Origin of the sequence: Rhizobium lentis, from assembly GCF_017352135.1 — a bacterium.
GTDB classification, from domain to species: Bacteria; Pseudomonadota; Alphaproteobacteria; order Rhizobiales; family Rhizobiaceae; genus Rhizobium; species Rhizobium lentis.
The window spans coordinates 665,642-681,519 of sequence record NZ_CP071455.1 but is presented as its reverse complement, the minus strand read 5'-3'; the positions used below and the strand labels follow the sequence as shown (position 1 = coordinate 681,519).

At 60.7% G+C, this 15,878-nt stretch carries 14 protein-coding genes; 3 read left to right on the top strand and 11 right to left on the bottom strand.

All coding sequences use genetic code 11. The features are described 5' to 3' along the window. Window positions 1-127 precede the first annotated feature (127 nt). The gene (locus tag J0663_RS25420; protein WP_207245502.1) at window positions 128-1,075 is read left to right on the top strand and encodes a sulfonate ABC transporter substrate-binding protein; all 948 of its coding nucleotides are present in this window, start codon (window positions 128-130) and stop codon (window positions 1,073-1,075) included. A gap of 457 nt (window positions 1,076-1,532) precedes the next feature. Then, window positions 1,533-4,169, top strand: coding sequence for an AMP-binding protein (locus J0663_RS25415; protein WP_207244769.1), 2,637 nt, complete (start codon window positions 1,533-1,535; stop codon window positions 4,167-4,169). A 6-nt stretch (window positions 4,170-4,175) separates the two neighbouring features. Here the strand turns inward: J0663_RS25415 and J0663_RS25410 are convergent, their stop codons facing one another. The 7 genes from J0663_RS25410 to J0663_RS25380 form a co-directional block, all read right to left on the bottom strand. Continuing rightward, window positions 4,176-5,078, bottom strand: coding sequence for a DUF6030 family protein (locus tag J0663_RS25410; protein WP_221105670.1), 903 nt, complete (start codon window positions 5,076-5,078; stop codon window positions 4,176-4,178). 447 nt (window positions 5,079-5,525) lie between these two features. Next, window positions 5,526-6,503, bottom strand: a complete 978-nt coding sequence (locus J0663_RS25405; protein WP_207244768.1) for a sugar kinase — start codon at window positions 6,501-6,503, stop codon at window positions 5,526-5,528. 19 nt (window positions 6,504-6,522) lie between these two features. Further along, window positions 6,523-7,338, bottom strand: coding sequence for a carbohydrate ABC transporter permease (locus J0663_RS25400; protein WP_207244767.1), 816 nt, complete (start codon window positions 7,336-7,338; stop codon window positions 6,523-6,525). Further along, entirely contained in the window at window positions 7,338-8,276 is a 939-nt protein-coding gene (locus J0663_RS25395) for a carbohydrate ABC transporter permease (protein ID WP_207244766.1), read from the bottom strand. The genes J0663_RS25400 and J0663_RS25395 overlap by 1 nt, the downstream gene beginning before the upstream one ends. Then, the gene (locus tag J0663_RS25390; RefSeq protein ID WP_207244765.1) at window positions 8,276-9,604 is read right to left on the bottom strand and encodes an ABC transporter substrate-binding protein; all 1,329 of its coding nucleotides are present in this window, start codon (window positions 9,602-9,604) and stop codon (window positions 8,276-8,278) included. Before J0663_RS25390 ends, J0663_RS25395 begins: the two co-directional genes overlap by 1 nt. Window positions 9,605-9,659: 55 nt before the next feature. Continuing rightward, window positions 9,660-10,337 (bottom strand): GntR family transcriptional regulator, encoded by a 678-nt coding sequence (locus J0663_RS25385; protein ID WP_207244764.1) that lies wholly within the window; start codon window positions 10,335-10,337, stop codon window positions 9,660-9,662. Between the two features lie 7 nt (window positions 10,338-10,344). Then, complete coding sequence (locus tag J0663_RS25380; protein ID WP_207244763.1) at window positions 10,345-11,229, bottom strand: dihydrodipicolinate synthase family protein; 885 nt, start codon at window positions 11,227-11,229, stop codon at window positions 10,345-10,347. A 767-nt stretch (window positions 11,230-11,996) separates the two neighbouring features. Between J0663_RS25380 and J0663_RS25375 the strand changes: the two genes are divergently transcribed. Continuing rightward, entirely contained in the window at window positions 11,997-12,215 is a 219-nt protein-coding gene (locus J0663_RS25375; RefSeq protein ID WP_207244762.1) for a hypothetical protein, read from the top strand. Here the strand turns inward: J0663_RS25375 and J0663_RS25370 are convergent. From J0663_RS25370 to J0663_RS25355, 4 genes are all read right to left on the bottom strand, one after another. Next, complete coding sequence (locus tag J0663_RS25370; RefSeq protein WP_207244761.1) at window positions 12,212-13,057, bottom strand: metal ABC transporter permease; 846 nt, start codon at window positions 13,055-13,057, stop codon at window positions 12,212-12,214. The genes J0663_RS25375 and J0663_RS25370 overlap by 4 nt on opposite strands. Beyond that, entirely contained in the window at window positions 13,054-13,914 is an 861-nt protein-coding gene (gene sitC / locus J0663_RS25365; protein WP_207244760.1) for a metal ABC transporter permease, read from the bottom strand. The genes J0663_RS25370 and sitC overlap by 4 nt, the downstream gene beginning before the upstream one ends. Next, window positions 13,911-14,816: a manganese/iron ABC transporter ATP-binding protein gene (locus J0663_RS25360; protein WP_375337024.1), complete on the bottom strand. Its 906-nt coding sequence runs from the start codon at window positions 14,814-14,816 to the stop codon at window positions 13,911-13,913. The genes sitC and J0663_RS25360 overlap by 4 nt, the downstream gene beginning before the upstream one ends. 62 nt (window positions 14,817-14,878) lie before the next feature. Beyond that, window positions 14,879-15,793, bottom strand: a complete 915-nt coding sequence (locus tag J0663_RS25355; protein ID WP_207244759.1) for a metal ABC transporter substrate-binding protein — start codon at window positions 15,791-15,793, stop codon at window positions 14,879-14,881. Window positions 15,794-15,878 lie beyond the last annotated feature (85 nt).

Sequence of the window (15,878 nt, the reverse complement as noted above, 5' to 3'; positions counted from 1 at the left end):
GCCTGAAACGTCGCCCTAGCGTCTTTCATTCCAGGGACGGTTCTTTTTGCTCGCTGCCGGAACGGAACAAAAAAGCGAATCCCGCAGAAGCGGATACGGGAGCACGTATATTCTAGAAAAAACATAGATCACAAGACGCGCTTTCACGGCGGTGGTGGCAGGCGCCATTGCAACACCTTTGACGCATATTCGGATGGCTCGCGCGGCTGAAAAGGTCGTGCGTATCGGTTACCAGAAATATGGAACGCTGGTCCTTCTCAAGGGCAAGAGTACGTTGGAGAAGAAACTGGAATCCATCGGCTATTCGGTTGAATGGACCGAGTTTCCGGGCGGTCCCCAACTGCTCGAGGCTCTGAACGCCGGTGCCGTCGATTTCGGATCGACCGGCGAAACGCCGCCGATCTTCGCCCAGGCCGCGAACGCTCCGCTTGTCTACATCGCGCACGAGCCGCCCGCCCCGCGCGGCGAAGCCATACTTGTCCCGAAGGACAGCCCCATTAAATCTGTCGCGGAGCTGAAGGGTAAAAAGCTCGCCCTCAACAAGGGCTCGAACGTGCATTACCTGCTCGTCAAGGCTCTCGAAGAAGCCGGCTTGAACTATGAGGACGTGGAATTATCCTTCCTCGCTCCGGCCGACGGCCGCGCAGCCTTCGAAAAGGGTGCGGTTGATGCATGGGTCATCTGGGATCCCTTCCAGGCAGCGGCGGAAGTGACGATCGAAGCGCGAGAACTCAGAAACGGCGAAGGCATCGTTCCCAATCACCAGTTCTATCTCGGCACCAAGACGTTGGTCGACGGCCACGGTGAGGCGATCGATGTCTTGATCGAAGCCATTTCCGAGATCGACGAATGGACCAAGTCCGATACCGCGGCTGCGGCTGCGGAACTCTCGCCGTCTGTCGGCATCCCAAAACCTATCCTAGTCAAGGCGCTCGAGCGTCAATCCTACGGGGTCAAGAGCCTGGACGACACCGTCGTCGCGCAGCAGCAGAGCATCGCCGATACTTTTTTCAAGCTCAAGCTCATTCCCAAGGAAGTGACGATTGCGGACGTTGTCCGCAAGGGAAAGGCATGATGCTCGTTTCCAGTATCTGAGCGGTGAAGTTTCATGGTCACGACCTCGACGGCCAGCACTTTGCCGCGCCGTCCGACGTGCTGCGGGCAAATTCACAACTGATGTCGACATCCCACGCCGACGTTCATTGCGCGGCGTGATTGGAGAGACGTCTTGGGCGTGGCGCTCCTGAAATACTAAGCCGACGTTCCGGAGGTCGTCGCGGCGTTCTACCCTAGCCTTCCCTCCTCTAACCGCCTCGAACTGCTCCAGGAAAACGGAGGCGCCGACAACCTTCCCCGGCCGACGCCGCTCGGATTGGGCAGAGCCGTCTGAAGCGGGTGTATGAAATCGTGGTTGGAAGGAATCCCGCCTATTGGATCTCAAAAAACGGCGGATCATGCTGCTGGTTAGTTGACTGTTATACTCAAGGATTATACGCGCTTCGGCAGTTTTCCGGCAAACCTGAAGCACGAGCATGCCCCCTGTCGATATCTTGTCCGAAATCGTTCGCGCGGATGATCGCGTAGCGCTTGTCTTCGCCGATGGGCGGACGCTTTCCTACGCTGACCTCGACGCGCGAACGTTGCGGTTTGCGGAGCGGCTGGGCCAGGGGAAAAAGCGGCTCATCGCGATCTCGGCGGAAACCTCGGAGCATATGATCGTCGCATATCTTGGCGCGTTGCGCGCAGGCCACGCAGTGGCCATGCTGCCCCCATGCGACGACCGGCTATGGAGAGATTTTCTTGCGGCCTTTCGGCCCGACTTTACCTTTCGGCCGGCCGACGGCCGCTGGCGTCTGATCGATGAAAGTCGGCCTGGCGGCAGCAGGCAGCAACTCCATCCCGATCTCGCCCTCGTTCTGATGACTTCCGGCAGTTCGGGCACTGCCAAGGCGGTGCGCCTTTCCTACGCCAATCTCGACGCCAATGCGCGTTCGATAGCGGATTATCTCGACCTTTCATCGGCCGACAGGGCTGCCTTGGTCCTGCCGCTTCACTACTCCTACGGCCTGTCTGTCCTCCATTCTCATTTGGTTGCCGGCGGCAGTATTTTCTTGCCCGGTGTCTCGGTGATGAGCGACGATTTCGCGAGAGTGATCGGCGAAAGCGGCTGCACCAATTTTTCGGGTGTGCCCTATTCCTATGAGCTCATGGAAAACACGGGCTTCCGGGCGACTGAGCTCAAGGCGCTGCGCTTCATGACGGTGGCCGGCGGCAGGCTGGCGCCCGAACTCATTCGCCGCTACCGAGATTACATGCGCGCCGGAGGTGGCCGCTTCTTCGTCATGTACGGCCAGACCGAGGCGGCGGCCCGTATCGCTTTCGTCCCGCCGGAAAGTCTGTCGGACCATGAAGAGCGGATCGGCATTGCCATCCCCGGCGGCAGCCTCAGCCTTGCCGATGATGAAGGAAACCCGGTTGACCGGCCGGGCGCCGCTGGAGAGCTTGTCTACTCAGGCCCGAACGTGATGATGGGCTACGGCGCAGATCGTGCCGATCTCGCGCGCTCCGCCGAGATCGAGGCGCTGCACACCGGTGATATCGCCGTTCGCGACCATGAAGGTTTCTTCCGTATCGTCGGGCGGAAAAGCCGTTTCGCGAAGGTCGCGGGACTGAGGATCGGCTTCGACATCATGGAGCAGGTTCTGGCGGAGGCAGGCATCGCGGCGGCGGTGGTGGGTGACGATGAGGGTCTGCAGGCCTATGTGACCGATGTTGATGTGGCCGATCAGGCGCGGCGGATCCTTGCAAAGGCGAGCCATCTTCCCGCGAATCTGATCTGCGTTAGCGAGCAGACGAACCTGCCCAGGCTTGCCTCCGGCAAAATCGACTATGACAGCCTCGAGAAGAAGATGCTGAAGACGCGCGAGAAAGGCCGCCAGGCGGCGGTCAGCGTGCTCGAAGCCTATGCCCGCGTCTTCTATCCCCTCAGCGTCGGACGCAATGACAGCTTCGTCTCGCTTGGCGGCGATTCCCTTCGCTTCCTGCAATTGACCATGGAATTCGGCCGACTTGGCGTCGACCTGCCGGAAGGCTGGGCGCACGCGCGGATCGCCGAGCTCGACAATTGCCGGCAGGTGACACGCTCCCGCCTCGCAGACGTCAGGGCGTTGCCAACCGATCTCGTCCTCAGGGCGATCGCCATTCTGTTGGTGGTGGTGCACCACGAGATGGTGTGGCCCATTCCCGGCGGATCTGGCGTCATGCTGCTTCTCGTCGGCTTCAGCCTGGCGCGCTTCCAGTCCGCCCATTTCCTCGCCGGGCGGTTCCGTCAGGCGTTGCGGCCCGCCATCAACGTTCTTATTCCCTACTTCTTCATTGTCGCCGCTTATGCGCTCGTGTGGCGGGCGGTTCCCTGGGCTTCGATCACGCTGACCGGCAATTTCGGCTATGCCGATCCGGAGCGGCACGAGATGGTTCCCTATCTCTACTGGTTCATCGAAGCCTATGCGCAGACGCTTCTCGTCTTCGCGCTCATTTTCGCGATTCCTGCGGTGCGCAAGCTCGCGCGGGCGCGACCCTTTGCCTTTTCGCTTGGCCTGCTGGGGCTGGCCGTCGCCGCGCGCTTTTCTCTTCCGCCTATCTTCGACATCGGCAAGCGGCAGATCTTCACAATCTATTGGGGTTTCCATCTCGCTATCTTTGGCTGGTGTGCCGGTCTGGCCGATCGTGCGGCACGGCGCATGGTTCTGACGGCGCTGGCTGCGGCCGTGCTTGGATACCTCGCCTTCTGGGAAACGGTTTGGATTGGAACGACGGTCAAATATCTGACGATCTTCGCCGCGCTTCTTGCCCTTCTTTATCTGCCGCGGATTCCGTTGCCTGTGTGGCTCGGCCGTTTCGTGACGCTGATCGCAGTCTCTGCCTTCCCCATCTACCTGCTGCACCGCTTCGTACCGGAGCTGCTGATGACGCCGGCAGCGGGCGCTCTGCCGGTTTCAGTCTTTCACCTGCTGGCAATCGCCGGCGGCCTCGCGCTGGGCATCATCGCCAACAAGACAGTGGCGGAGTTCCGCAACCTGCTGGGCGGAATGGCGATAGGAGAGAACACCGGCGTGCCTCAGCCGGCCCTATTGCTGCAGCGGCCGTTCGTTATGCGGCGCAATCGGTGACCGCCGTCATCGAGCGCAATGGGCTGATATGGGCGTGTCCAAATGGTCCATAAGGATGACGTTTGCGGGAACATTGCGAGGATTTGGCGCGGCGAGCCAGCGGTCTTTCGAAAAATAGCCTTTGGTCCTCATCTGCGGGCCCGAAGTCGCCCTGAGACCAAGAGCAAAATTGAAGTTATTTTCGCTGCCGGCTTCGCGCGTGAAGCTGAGATAGGAACCGAATCGTTCGTGTTCGACATCGCGAAGGTTTTGGATCGACCCAAGCGTATCCTCGAAATCGGGCCAGCACGCCTGCTTCACAATGAGCTCGAAAATGCGCAGGACGGCGGGGGAGAGACGCCCCTGTGCATCTGTCTCCGGCCCAACCAGCTTGGCACCGATGTCAACGATTTCGCCCATTTCATTTCCGCGAACCCTGAGAAAAGTCGAACTGAGGGGACGCACCTCGTTCCGTTCGTAGATGCGCTGAAAATAGCACTCATAGCTGCGATTGCGCATCGATGCGGCTTTCCATTCGCTCATCTCGATGCCACCTTCTCGAAGAGCGCCGCATATATGTGGACCTGAGGCCAACCACGTCCGCAGAAACTGACTTGTCAATTCGAGCTTCGGGAGCTCGATCAGGTGCCGCGATACAGATTTGGGCGGAAGAGGAGAAGAAGCCGTCGTGGCAGTGTGGACGGCTATGCCGGGCAATCGGGCAGTCTTATTGAGAGCGCGATGTTCGAAAGGCCCAACCGGATTTTCGACGCGGCGGGTTTGATGATAAAAAACAGCGGTGCCTGCGAGAAGCAAAACAGCCAAAAGCGCTGGCCAAAACAGCCGGCCGTGGTTGCTCCGCAATGGAACCATCTTGTGCCAAAGTGGGCTGTCGCGGGGAGGATCGACCGCCGACAAGACTTTATCCATGGCGTTACCTCATAGACAAAAGAGGAACAGTGGCAGCACCGGACGCTTCAGTTTGGGTTGCGAAGATCTGGCGAGGCCTCTCCCGTGGCAGGTCAGATATGTAGCATTGCTTTGCCGCGGCTCAACGGTGTCGAGGAAGTCGATCTGGCAATCAGGCATCGCCTTACCATCCCTGGTACCGCTCTTTTATAGCAGCGAGCGGCGAGGTTAGAAAACTGATACTATTGGTGTGAATTGTTCGATCTGCACATCCCCTTTTTGATGAAACTCGAGGCGGGGTAAGACGCAGACCAGAATGGCGCCTGGAAGCGTCTCACTGACCGCAAGCTCCGCCCCGCGACCGCTGTTCGACGTCGGCGTCGGTGTCGGCGCATGGGCAATGCGCATCCCAATATCGGTCACGTCATCGAGGCCGCGACCGAGAAAAGCGGCCCGCGGCCGGGGGCATCATATCGTCGGCTCTCCTGCCGAGACGGCGCCAATGTTCCAATCCTGCAGGGCATCGCGGACTTCGGCTCTGGTGGGGGCGCCGATGCGTCCGCCGAACACCTGGCATTTGAGAGCAGCCGCCATCGACGACAATCGCATCGACTCTTCGATCGGCATGCCTTCCGCGATTGTCAGGGCGAAAGCGCCGTGGAAGATGTCGCCCGCCGCAAGTGTATCGATCGCTCGCACCTTCGGAGCGGCAAGGTGACGGATGGCGCCGCTTCGGTCATCGAACCACAGGCAGCCATGTTCGCCAGCGGTGACGCTGATGAAGGCATGTTCGAATTTACGCTTCAGAAGGCCGACGCTCTCCACCAGATCCGCCGTCCCGGCAAGCCGTTCGGCGGCCGGCTGTGAAAAGACGACGTGGCTGGCGGCCGGCGCCAGCATCTCGAATATGCCCTCGCCCGCAACGTCGCCATCGAGAACGGCCGGTTTGCCTGCCTTGCCGGCTGCGATCAACGTCCGCAGCGCAAGCTTCGGCCATCGGACGTCGACAAGCACCGCATCGAAAGCAGAAACCTCCCGTTCTGTTACCGGCCTGACCGTGTCGTGGAGCCGCTCGTCGTAGAAGGGCACGATCAGGCGCTCGCCCCGGTCATCGATGAGGATCGTCGCGATGGCCGAGCGGGCGCCTTCGGCCCGCAGCATGCCGCTCGTATCGATACCGCTATTGCCGAGATCGGCAATGATGCGTTCGCCGGCGGCATCCTCGCCGACCGCACCCCAGAGGCTGGCCGCGCCGCCCAGTCGGGCGATGGCATAGGCTGCACTCGACGCCATGCCTTCAGCGATCTGCAGCATCTCATAGGGCAGAATCTTACCTTGGCCGGCCGGCAGCGCGCGGACGCGGAACAGCGTATCCAGAACCGCCGCGCCGACGCATAGAACACGGCGCGGCGGACCGGGCGGCGGATCGAACACAGAGGACGTCATCGGCGATTGTCTCGCCCGTTCACTTGACGGCGCCGGCCGTCAGGCCGGCCACGATCTGCCGTTGCGCAAATACGGTCAATATCAGCACGGGCAATGTGACAATCAGCGCCGCCGCTGCGAGCGGCCCCCAACTGACCTGCTCGAAAGACAGCATGTTGTAGACGGCGACAGGAAGCGTGCGGGTCTCGCGACTGGCGAGCACGATGCCGAAGACGAAATTGTTCCACGAGAAGATGACCGACAGGATGAAGGCGACGACGATGCCAGGCCTTGCGATCGGCAGGGCGACCAGGCGAAACACCTGCCAGGGTGTCGCGCCGTCGATGCTTGCAGCCTCCTCCAGCTCCATTGGCGTCGTCTCGAAATAGCCAATCATGATCCACACGACGATCGGCACGGTGACGACGAGGTGGATGATGATCTGCGGCACGAGCGTGCCGAGCAGGTTCAGCCACTGGAACAGCAGGAAGAGCGGAATGAGGAAGGACAGGCCGGGCGTCATGCGCGCGATCATGATGACCATCGCCGATTTCTCCGCCTTCAGACGCGCGATGCCATAGCCGGCAGGCACGCCGATCAAGAGCGCCAACAGCGTGGCGCTGCCCGTCACCAGCAGCGAATTCCAGAGATAGAGGAAGAAATTGTTCTCCTCGAAGACCTTCACATAGTTCGACCAGGCGAAACGCTCCGGGATGAAGATCGGCGGATAGGCGCCGTTGTCGATCTCATATTTCAGCGACAGTGAGATCATCCAGAGGAAAAACAGGACGACCGGCGAGATCATCACCAGCGCGACGAACAGCAGTCCGATGCGATCGAGCGTCTTGCGCTTCATCAGCGTGCCTCCCCGTCGGACCAGTTGACGCGCTGCCGGATCATCATCAGGACGAACGAAAGCAGCACGATGAGGATGAAGAAGACGACCGCCATCGCTGAGCCATAGCCGATGTCGTAATAGGCGAAGGCCGTGTTATAGAGATAGATGTTGATCGTTTCCGAGGCGGTGCCAGGGCCGCCCTGGGTCATGGCATAGATGATATCGAAGCTCTTCACGGCATCGATACTGCGGATGATCACCGCGATCATTAGGAAGGGCGCGATCATCGGCAGCGTGAGATAGCGGAATTTCTGCCAGACATTGGCGCCATCGATCTCGGCGCTCTCGTAAGGTTCGCGCGGAACGGCGGCGAGCCCTCCGAGCACGATCAGCATGACGAGCGGCGTCCACTGCCAGCTTTCGACCAGAACCAGCGAGGGGATGACGCTGCTCTGATTGTAGATCCACTCCTGCGGGCCGATGCCGATGAAGGAGAGGAGATAGTTGAGCACGCCGAGCTGCGGATGGAACATCATAGTCCAGACGAGCGCGATGGCAACGGGGGTCGCCATCATCGGCATCACGAATATGCCTCGAATGAGGCCGCGCAGCGGGAACTGGGCATCGAAGATCAGTGCGGCAAGCGTTCCCAGAAAAAGCGGAAGCAGCACGGAGAGTGCAGTATAGACCACTGTATGCCACAACGACTCCCAGAAGCGCATGTCGACGGCGAGTCTGATATAATTGTCCAGCCCCGCAAAGACCTGCGACTGGCCGAGCGTCCAGCTGTTGACGCTCATCCACACCGTAAACACCCATGGGAAGACGATGACGGCCGAGATGACGATGAGCGCCGGGATGACGAAGGGCCAGTAGTTGGGAGCAAACCGGTCCGGTTTGCTCCCTCCTTTCGACGCCTTGGCCAGTGCGGCCGTTTCGATGCCTGCCGAAGCCATTATCCCTCGCTCTTCGCCAGGACGGGTTCGAACTGTGCCGTCGCCGCCTTCAGTTCGGTTTCAGGATCGGCGCCGCCGATCATGTTTGTGAGACCGACGCCATAGATGTCGCGGAACTCGGTGACCGGAATGATGACCGGCAGGGCGAGCTGCGAAATCTTGCCGGAGCCGGCAACGGCATCCAGCCATGAGCCGGGCATCTTGACGCCCTCGCGGACTTTCGCATCCTCAAGCACGGATTGGCGGAAGGGAACGCCGGCGCCGGCCTGCAGCAGGCGCGCGCCCATGTCGTGTGAAATCGCCCATTGGCAGAACAGGTAGGCGGCTTCCTTCTTCTGGCTTGCCGCGACGACGCCGAGGCCGTCGCCGAAGGTTCCGGCGGCTTGCGCATTAGGGCCTTTCGGCATGATGCCGTAACCGACCTGGCCGACGACGCGCGACTTTTCCGGATTCTCGATCGGCGGCGCAAAACCGACGCCATCCAGCCACATGCCGATCTTACCCTGTAGGAAGGCCGACTGCGCCTCGGCCCAGTTGAAACCGGAGACGCCGGGAGGCGCGGTCTTGGTCATCAGCCGCTGGTAAAGCTTGGCCGCTTCGATCGCCTCCTGCGACGTCGTGCGCAGCTTGCCGTCCGGGCCGAGCGGGCTGGAACCATAGCCGAGCAGCAAGGTCGTCCAGACCGGCGTGTTGGCGTTCTTCAGGCCGCGGGCGACGAAGCCGTAGGTGTTGGTCGAGGGATCGGTCAGCGCTTCTGCGGCACTTGCCAGTTCGTCGAAGCTCGTGGGGTAAGCAAGCCCCTTCTTCTCGAACAGCGCCTTGTTCCAATAGATGATCCAGTAATCGACCGAGAAAGGCAGGGAACGCAGAACGCCGTCCGCATCCTTGGCGAAGGCGAGGCCGGCTTCGGCGAAGTCGCTTTCCACCAGCGACGGGTCGGTGAGCGATGGATCCTTGAGGAAGCCGCTGATATCGGCAAGCCAGCCGCCCTTTTCGAACTGCCGCTTCTGGACGTGGTAGCTCAGGTGCACGACGTCGAAGCTCGGCTTTCCCGAGCTCAGCTCGATGGTCGTCTTCTGGCGCTGCTGCTGTTCCGGCGTCGCTTCGGCATTGACCTTGATGCCGGTGAGTTCCTCGAATTCGGATAGGTACTTCAAGAGTATCTCGCTGCGCGGGCTCTTGACGAGGTTGATTTCGAGCGTCGTGCCGGTGAAGCGCTTCCAGTCGACCGCAGCGGCTGCCGGCCGCATGCCGAGCATGCTGCTCGCCCCCAATGCGGCGGTGCCCGCCAGAAAGCCGCGCCTGGTCGGGTTGAAGAATGATGGCATGGTAATCCTCCTCCTTTTGCCGGCGATCTCCTCATCCCCGGCTGTTTATTCTCGATTATATCCTGAGCGCACGATCCCTTGCATGATTGATGTGTGCGACAAGGCTGTTGACGGCGTCTTCCGCCGATCGTCGTTCGATCGCCTCGAGCACCTTCAGGTGCTCGCCCATGACGGGTCCGACGTGGCCGTCGATGCGAAAGCGATCCTGGCTGATCAGGCGCATCTTGATCGAGTTCACGCGGTAGGCGTTCGAAATGATCGTGTTGCCAAGGGCGTCGATAAAGGCATCGTGCATGCCCCAGTCGACGGCCTGCGCGCGCAGCTCCAATTCGTGCGATCCATCGCCGTTGCGGATGGCGTCGGCGATATCCCGATGCTGCTTCAACAGCCCGGCGATCGTTTCGTCCGACGCGGTCCGTGTGAAGAGCGCTACGGCTTCCTTCTCCAGGAAGACACGCAGCTGGAACGCCTCGCGGATGAGGTTGAGATCGATGTGAGCAATCTGCAGACCCCGCTGCGGTACGGTCTTGATCAGCCCCTCCGCTTCGAGCCGGGGGATGAGCTCGCGGATGGCCCCAAGTGTCAGCCCCGTCAGCTCCACGAGACGGCGCTGCGAAACGAACTGGCCGGGACGCACGTCACGGGCAAGCAGGTGACGCGTGAAGCTCGCATAGGCCTTTTCCCGCAGCGTCGGCTGTTCGTCCGTTCCGTCCATCGCCTCCTCCAGAAACATGCCCGACCTACGCAGCTTTCGAACGGAAAAGACTATCGAAAACGCGAGCGAGCTGCGCCTGTCCCTCTGCGGATATTGAAACGAGCGGCGGGCGAACCGCAAGCCAGATTTCCTCCGACGTTGTGCGCGCGACCATCGCCTTCACGGCAGGGATGACGGGATGTTTCAGCAATTCGAGCACGAAATTCTCGATGCGGGCGTCGTCTCTGCCTTCCTCGGCCAGCGGTCTGAGCTCGTGTGGGACAAAATTCGCCATGCCCGATATAGCACCCTGGCCGCCGAGCCTCACGGCCGTTGCGAGGTGCCGCTCATCGCCGACCAGGATGATGAGATCGCTGTGTGCTTTCAGCAGCGCTTCGGTGTAGGGCCAGTCGCCGGAGGAATCCTTTACGCCGGTGACGATATGGGGAAAGGCGGTCCGCAACCGGCCGATCAGCGATACGCTGAGCGGCACCATGGTAACCGAGGGAAGATTATAAACGATGATGTCCCGCGCCGTTTCACCCAGAAGGGCGAATACGGCTGAAAACCACCGGAAGACGCCGTCGTCACTCACATTCTTGAAATAGGAGGGTGGCGCAAGAAGGATATTGCGGGCTCCCTTGGAGAGGGCCAGACCGGCCTGCATCGCCGCATCCTCGGCGGCGTCGACGAGCACGCCGACGATGATGTTCTTCGCCGGGATTCCTGCAGCGAGGAAAGCAGACAGCACGCGTTCCCGTTCGCCATCCCCGATCGAGGAGCCTTCACCCGTCGTCCCGAACAGCGTCACGCTGGAGCATCCGGCGGCAAGGCAGCGCCGTGCCTGCGCGATCATCGCCTCGATCGCAATGTCGCCGTTCTCGTGGAACGGCGTGGCGAGGGCGACGGAAAGCCCGAATTTTGCAGTCAACCTCATTCCTCCCAGCTAACGGGTCAGGTGTAGCAGACTGACATGTTAGTTGTAAAGGGGTGATTGTTCGAAAGCTCGTCTAAGAATTTCCTCAACAGCGGCCGATGTTTGGTGCACAGGAAGGGATGAGGCCGCGCTGCATTTCCCCTACATCGGTGAGCAATGCGCGATCGTGCAGCGCGCCACCCAGTTTGTCCCTCGGTCGGTCTCGTTTGAGAAGACAAAGCATTGCTCGTCGTCTTTCTTCAAACTCGGCGGACATCGCCGCTAGTTCGATTTCGACAGACCGAGGAATTTTCCGCAGTCTTCAGAAACGCAGATTTTGAGAGGTTTGCTCAAGAACGCCTCGACCGCCGATCGGTGGGTCGAATAAGTCGCATCTCTTTCGTCAAAATTTCGAAACGCTGTAAGATCGCCGCGCAATACCCTCGGAGCTAAATCGAAACCGCGCAATGCGAACACGAGGCCCCAACTATAATCCAAGCGCGAGTGTGGTCGCTTTACACGCGGCACGTTCTCCGTCACGGTACTGATTGCAGTCTTGCAGTCTTGCAGCCATGCTGCAGGAAAGACCTTTGAAACCTGCAAGGTTTCCTTGCCGCTGGATGCAATGGCTAAGGTTGGGTGCGTTATGATGGGAGAAGCAAGTCGATAGGGCGGCAATGAAGGCCTTAGCTCTGAAAAACCGATGCCGTTTGAGTATGTTCGGGATCAATCCCACCATCATACGCTCCTGTGTGAATGGCATTCCGGTATGAGGAAAAGCCGTGCTGAGAATTATTTACGACTTTGAGATGCCAGGTCACATCGAGAAGGTGGATCTTGTGCCGGGTCGCGTGAATGAGCGCCGGATCGAGACGCCCGCCGAAGCCGGGCGGGCCGACGGCGTGCTTCAAACGGGCGCGGATGGCCCGAAGAAGGTCGTGGCGGTGCGCTTCTATTCGGGTCAGAGCGCCTTCGACGGCCGGATGCTTTCCGCCGGCTAGACCACCTCCGCGGCGTCGATCCTCGCGGCCCGCCGCATGGCATGGATGAAGGCGAGGACGAAAATAATTGAGAGCACAAGCACGATGGTCGGAGCGGGGGCGCTGTCGATGAAGAAGGACAGGTAGACGCCGGCGAAGGAGCCGGTGACGGCGATGGCGACCGACAGGATGAGCATCGTGCTGAACTTTCGGGTCAGCAGGAATGCAATGGCGCCCGGTGCGATCAGCATGGCGATCGAAAGGATGATGCCGACTGCCTGCAGGGCGCCGACGATCGTCAGCGAGATGAGGGCAAGCAGGCCGTAATGCAGAAGACCGATCCTGAGCCCCACGGCCTTTGCCTGCGTCGGGTCGAAAGCATGCAGCAGGAAGTCTTTCCACTTGATCCCGAGAATGCCGGCCGTGACCGCGGCGATCGCGGCCGCCTGCGCAATGTCACGCCAGGAAACGCCCAGCATATCGCCGAACAGGATGTGGTCGAGATGCACGTCGGTTTGGATTTTGACGTAGAGCACCAGACCGAGACCGAACATGCCGGAGAAGACGATGCCCATCACCGTATCCTGCTTGATGCGGCTGTTGTCCTTGAGGAAACCGGTGGCGATGGCGCAGAACATGCCGGCGACGAAGGCGCCGACGGCAAAGGGAAAGCCGACGATATAGGCGATGACCACGCCGGGAAAGACCGCGTGGCTGATCGCATCGCCCATTAGCGACCAGCCCTTGAGAACCACGAAGCAGGACAGAAGCGCCATCGGCACGGCGACCAGCACCGAAATGACAAGCGCATTGACCATGAATTCGAACTGGAAAGGCGAAAGCAGCGTAGCGACGATATTCATGGCGCCGTCTCCAGGGCTTGGGCGGCCCTTCTGCGTGCTGCGAGCATGCCGTGCTTGGGCGCGAAGAAGAAGGCGAGCAAAAAGATGAGCGTCTGCAGCACGACGATGATGCCGCCGGTCGCCCCATCGAGAAAATAGCTCGCATAGGCGCCCGCGAAGCTGGTGATCGAGCCGATGGCGACCGCGATGACGAGGAGCCGCGGGAAGCGATCCGTCAGCAGATAGGCGGTCGCGCCCGGTGTCACCACCATGCAGATGACGAGGAACGCGCCGACCGTCTGCAGGGCTGCGACGGTGGAGGCGGACAGCAGGGTGAAGAACATGATCTTGAGCACGGTCGGATTGAGGCCGATCGAACGGGCATGGCTCTCGTCGAAGAAAGTGACCATCAGATCCTTCCACTTGACGAGTAGGATGGCCAGCGACACGAAGCCGATAATGGCGAGCTGCAGCGTATCCTCGGGCGTGATGGCCAGAATGTTGCCGAGGACGATCGTCTGGATGTTCACGGCGGTCGGCCTTAGCGACACCATGAACAGGCCGAGCCCGAAGAAGGAGGAAAAGATCAGCCCGATGATGGCGTCTTCCTTCAGCTTGGTGCGCTGGTTGAGGAAAAGCATGGCGGCGGCGGCAAGCCCGCCGGAAAAGAAGGCGCCGATCGAGAAGGGAAGCCCGAGCATATAGGCGCCGGCAACGCCGGGAACGATCGAATGCGAGAGCGCATCGCCGATCAGCGACCAGCCCTTCAGCATCAGGTAACAGGAGAGAAACGCGCAGACGCCGCCGACGAGGGCAGAGACCCACATGGCGTTCACCATGTAATTATAGGTGAAGGGCTCGAGAAGAATGGCCGTCATTCCCAGCCCTCGCCTTCCCCATCCGATGCACCTGCGGTCGCCTTGCCTTCGCGAAACACCAGCGGCCGTTCGTCGTCGCTGATCAGGCCGATCGATGTCGGTCTGCCGCTTGGGGCTTCGGTCAGCACGAAATGGCGGAGCACGCCGCCGAAAGCCTTCTCCAGATTGTCCTGGGTGAATGTCTCGAAGGTCGGCCCGTGGGCGAGCACCGTGCCCTTGATCAGGATCGTCCGGTCGCAGAATTCAGGCACCGAGCCGAGATTGTGCGTCGAAACCAGCATGACGCGGCCCTCGTCGCGCAGTTCCCGAAGCAGTTTGATGATCTGCTCCTCGGTCTTGACGTCCACGCCGGTAAACGGTTCGTCGAGCAGGATGACCTTTCCGTCCTGCGCCAGCGCGCGGGCGAGAAAGACCCTCTTCTTCTGGCCGCCGGAGAGCTCGCCGATCTGACGCTTGCGGAATTCGCTCATGTTAACACGGGCAAGTGCTGCCGCCACCGCCTGGTGATCGGAGGCCTTGGGAATGCGCATCATGCCCATATGGCCGTAGCGGCCCATCATCACGACGTCTTCGACCAGAACGGGGAAGTTCCAGTCGACCTCTTCCGACTGAGGCACATAAGCGACGAGGTTCTTTCGCAGCGCGTCCTTGACGGGCATGCCGAGCACGCGGATCTCGCCCCTGGCCAGATGCACGAAGCCCATGATCGACTTGAAGAGGGTCGATTTTCCCGAGCCGTTGACGCCGACGAGCGCGCTGATCGTGCCGGTGGGGATGACGAAACTCGCGTCCCTCAGCGCCGTATGGCCGTTGCGGTAGGTGACCGTCGCGCCGTCCACCAAAATCCCGGTTCCCTCGAAGCCGGATGACGCCTGCTTCTGCCGGCCGGGTTGAACGCTTATCAAAAATACCTCCTAAAACACATGGGTCGGACGCCGCCCGGAGGCGAGGCCCTATCGGCCGATCAGGACGAGGACGCCAGGCCCCTGGCGATGGTGTCCGACGTGACCTTGAGGAGATCGAGATAGGTCGGAACCGGACCGTCGGCCTCACTCAGCGAGTCGACGTAAAGAACGCCGCCATATTTGGCGCCCGTCTCACGCGCCACCTGTTCGGCGGGCTTGGAAGAGATCGTGCTCTCGGAGAACACGACCGTGATGCCGTTCTTGCGGACGGCGTCGATCACCTTGCGCACCTGCTGCGGCGTGCCCTGCTGATCGGCATTGATCGGCCACAGATACAGTTCCTTCAAGCCGAAATCGCGGGCGAGATAAGAAAAGGCGCCTTCGCTCGATACCAGCCACCGCTTGGCCTCGGGCACGGCGGCAAGCCGCGACTTGATGGGGTCGACAGTCGCCTTGATCTTCTCCTTGTAGGCCTCGGCATTGGCCTTGTAGGTCTCGGCATTGGTGGGATCGTACTTCACGAAGGCATCGCGGATATTGTCGACATAGATCAGCGCCGCCGCCGGCGACATCCAGGCGTGGGGGTTCGGCTTGCCCTCATAGGGTCCCTCGGCAATGCCCATCGGTTCGACGCCTGTCGAGACGACCACTTCAGGCACATCCTTCAGGTTCTGGAGGAATTTCTCGAACCAGCGCTCGAGATTGAGCCCGTTCCAGAGGATGAGCTTCGCGCCCTGGGCGCGCTGGATATCGCCCGGCGTCGGCTGGTAATTGTGAATCTCGGCGCCCGGCTTGGTGATGGACTCGACGATCGCCGCGTCACCCGCGACATTCTGCGCGATGTCGGCGATAACGGTGAAGGTCGTCACTACTTTGAACTTTTCCTGCGCCGATGCCGGCATGACCATGAGCATCGCCGCGAACGCCGCTCCCATCATCCCGGTCAGGACCGACCGTCGTACCTTATCGAGCATGGATGTCTCCGGTTGCTATTAAGATTTAGTTGCAGTTCGAGGTCGAAGTCTGCCCCATAATGTGGCAACCAGACAATCCCCGGTT

Bases quoted from the DNA above. Each gene is read 5' to 3' on its own strand.
- J0663_RS25415 (WP_207244769.1), top strand. From the start codon at position 1,533: ATGCCCCCTGTCGATATCTTGTCCGAAATCGTTCGCGCGGATGATCGC.
- J0663_RS25410 (WP_221105670.1), bottom strand. From the start codon at position 5,078: ATGGATAAAGTCTTGTCGGCGGTCGATCCTCCCCGCGACAGCCCACTT.
- J0663_RS25405 (WP_207244768.1), bottom strand. From the start codon at position 6,503: ATGACGTCCTCTGTGTTCGATCCGCCGCCCGGTCCGCCGCGCCGTGTT.
- J0663_RS25400 (WP_207244767.1), bottom strand. From the start codon at position 7,338: ATGAAGCGCAAGACGCTCGATCGCATCGGACTGCTGTTCGTCGCGCTG.
- J0663_RS25395 (WP_207244766.1), bottom strand. From the start codon at position 8,276: ATGGCTTCGGCAGGCATCGAAACGGCCGCACTGGCCAAGGCGTCGAAA.
- J0663_RS25390 (WP_207244765.1), bottom strand. From the start codon at position 9,604: ATGCCATCATTCTTCAACCCGACCAGGCGCGGCTTTCTGGCGGGCACC.
- J0663_RS25385 (WP_207244764.1), bottom strand. From the start codon at position 10,337: ATGTTTCTGGAGGAGGCGATGGACGGAACGGACGAACAGCCGACGCTG.
- J0663_RS25370 (WP_207244761.1), bottom strand. From the start codon at position 13,057: ATGAATATCGTCGCTACGCTGCTTTCGCCTTTCCAGTTCGAATTCATG.
- sitC (WP_207244760.1), bottom strand. From the start codon at position 13,914: ATGACGGCCATTCTTCTCGAGCCCTTCACCTATAATTACATGGTGAAC.
- J0663_RS25355 (WP_207244759.1), bottom strand. From the start codon at position 15,793: ATGCTCGATAAGGTACGACGGTCGGTCCTGACCGGGATGATGGGAGCG.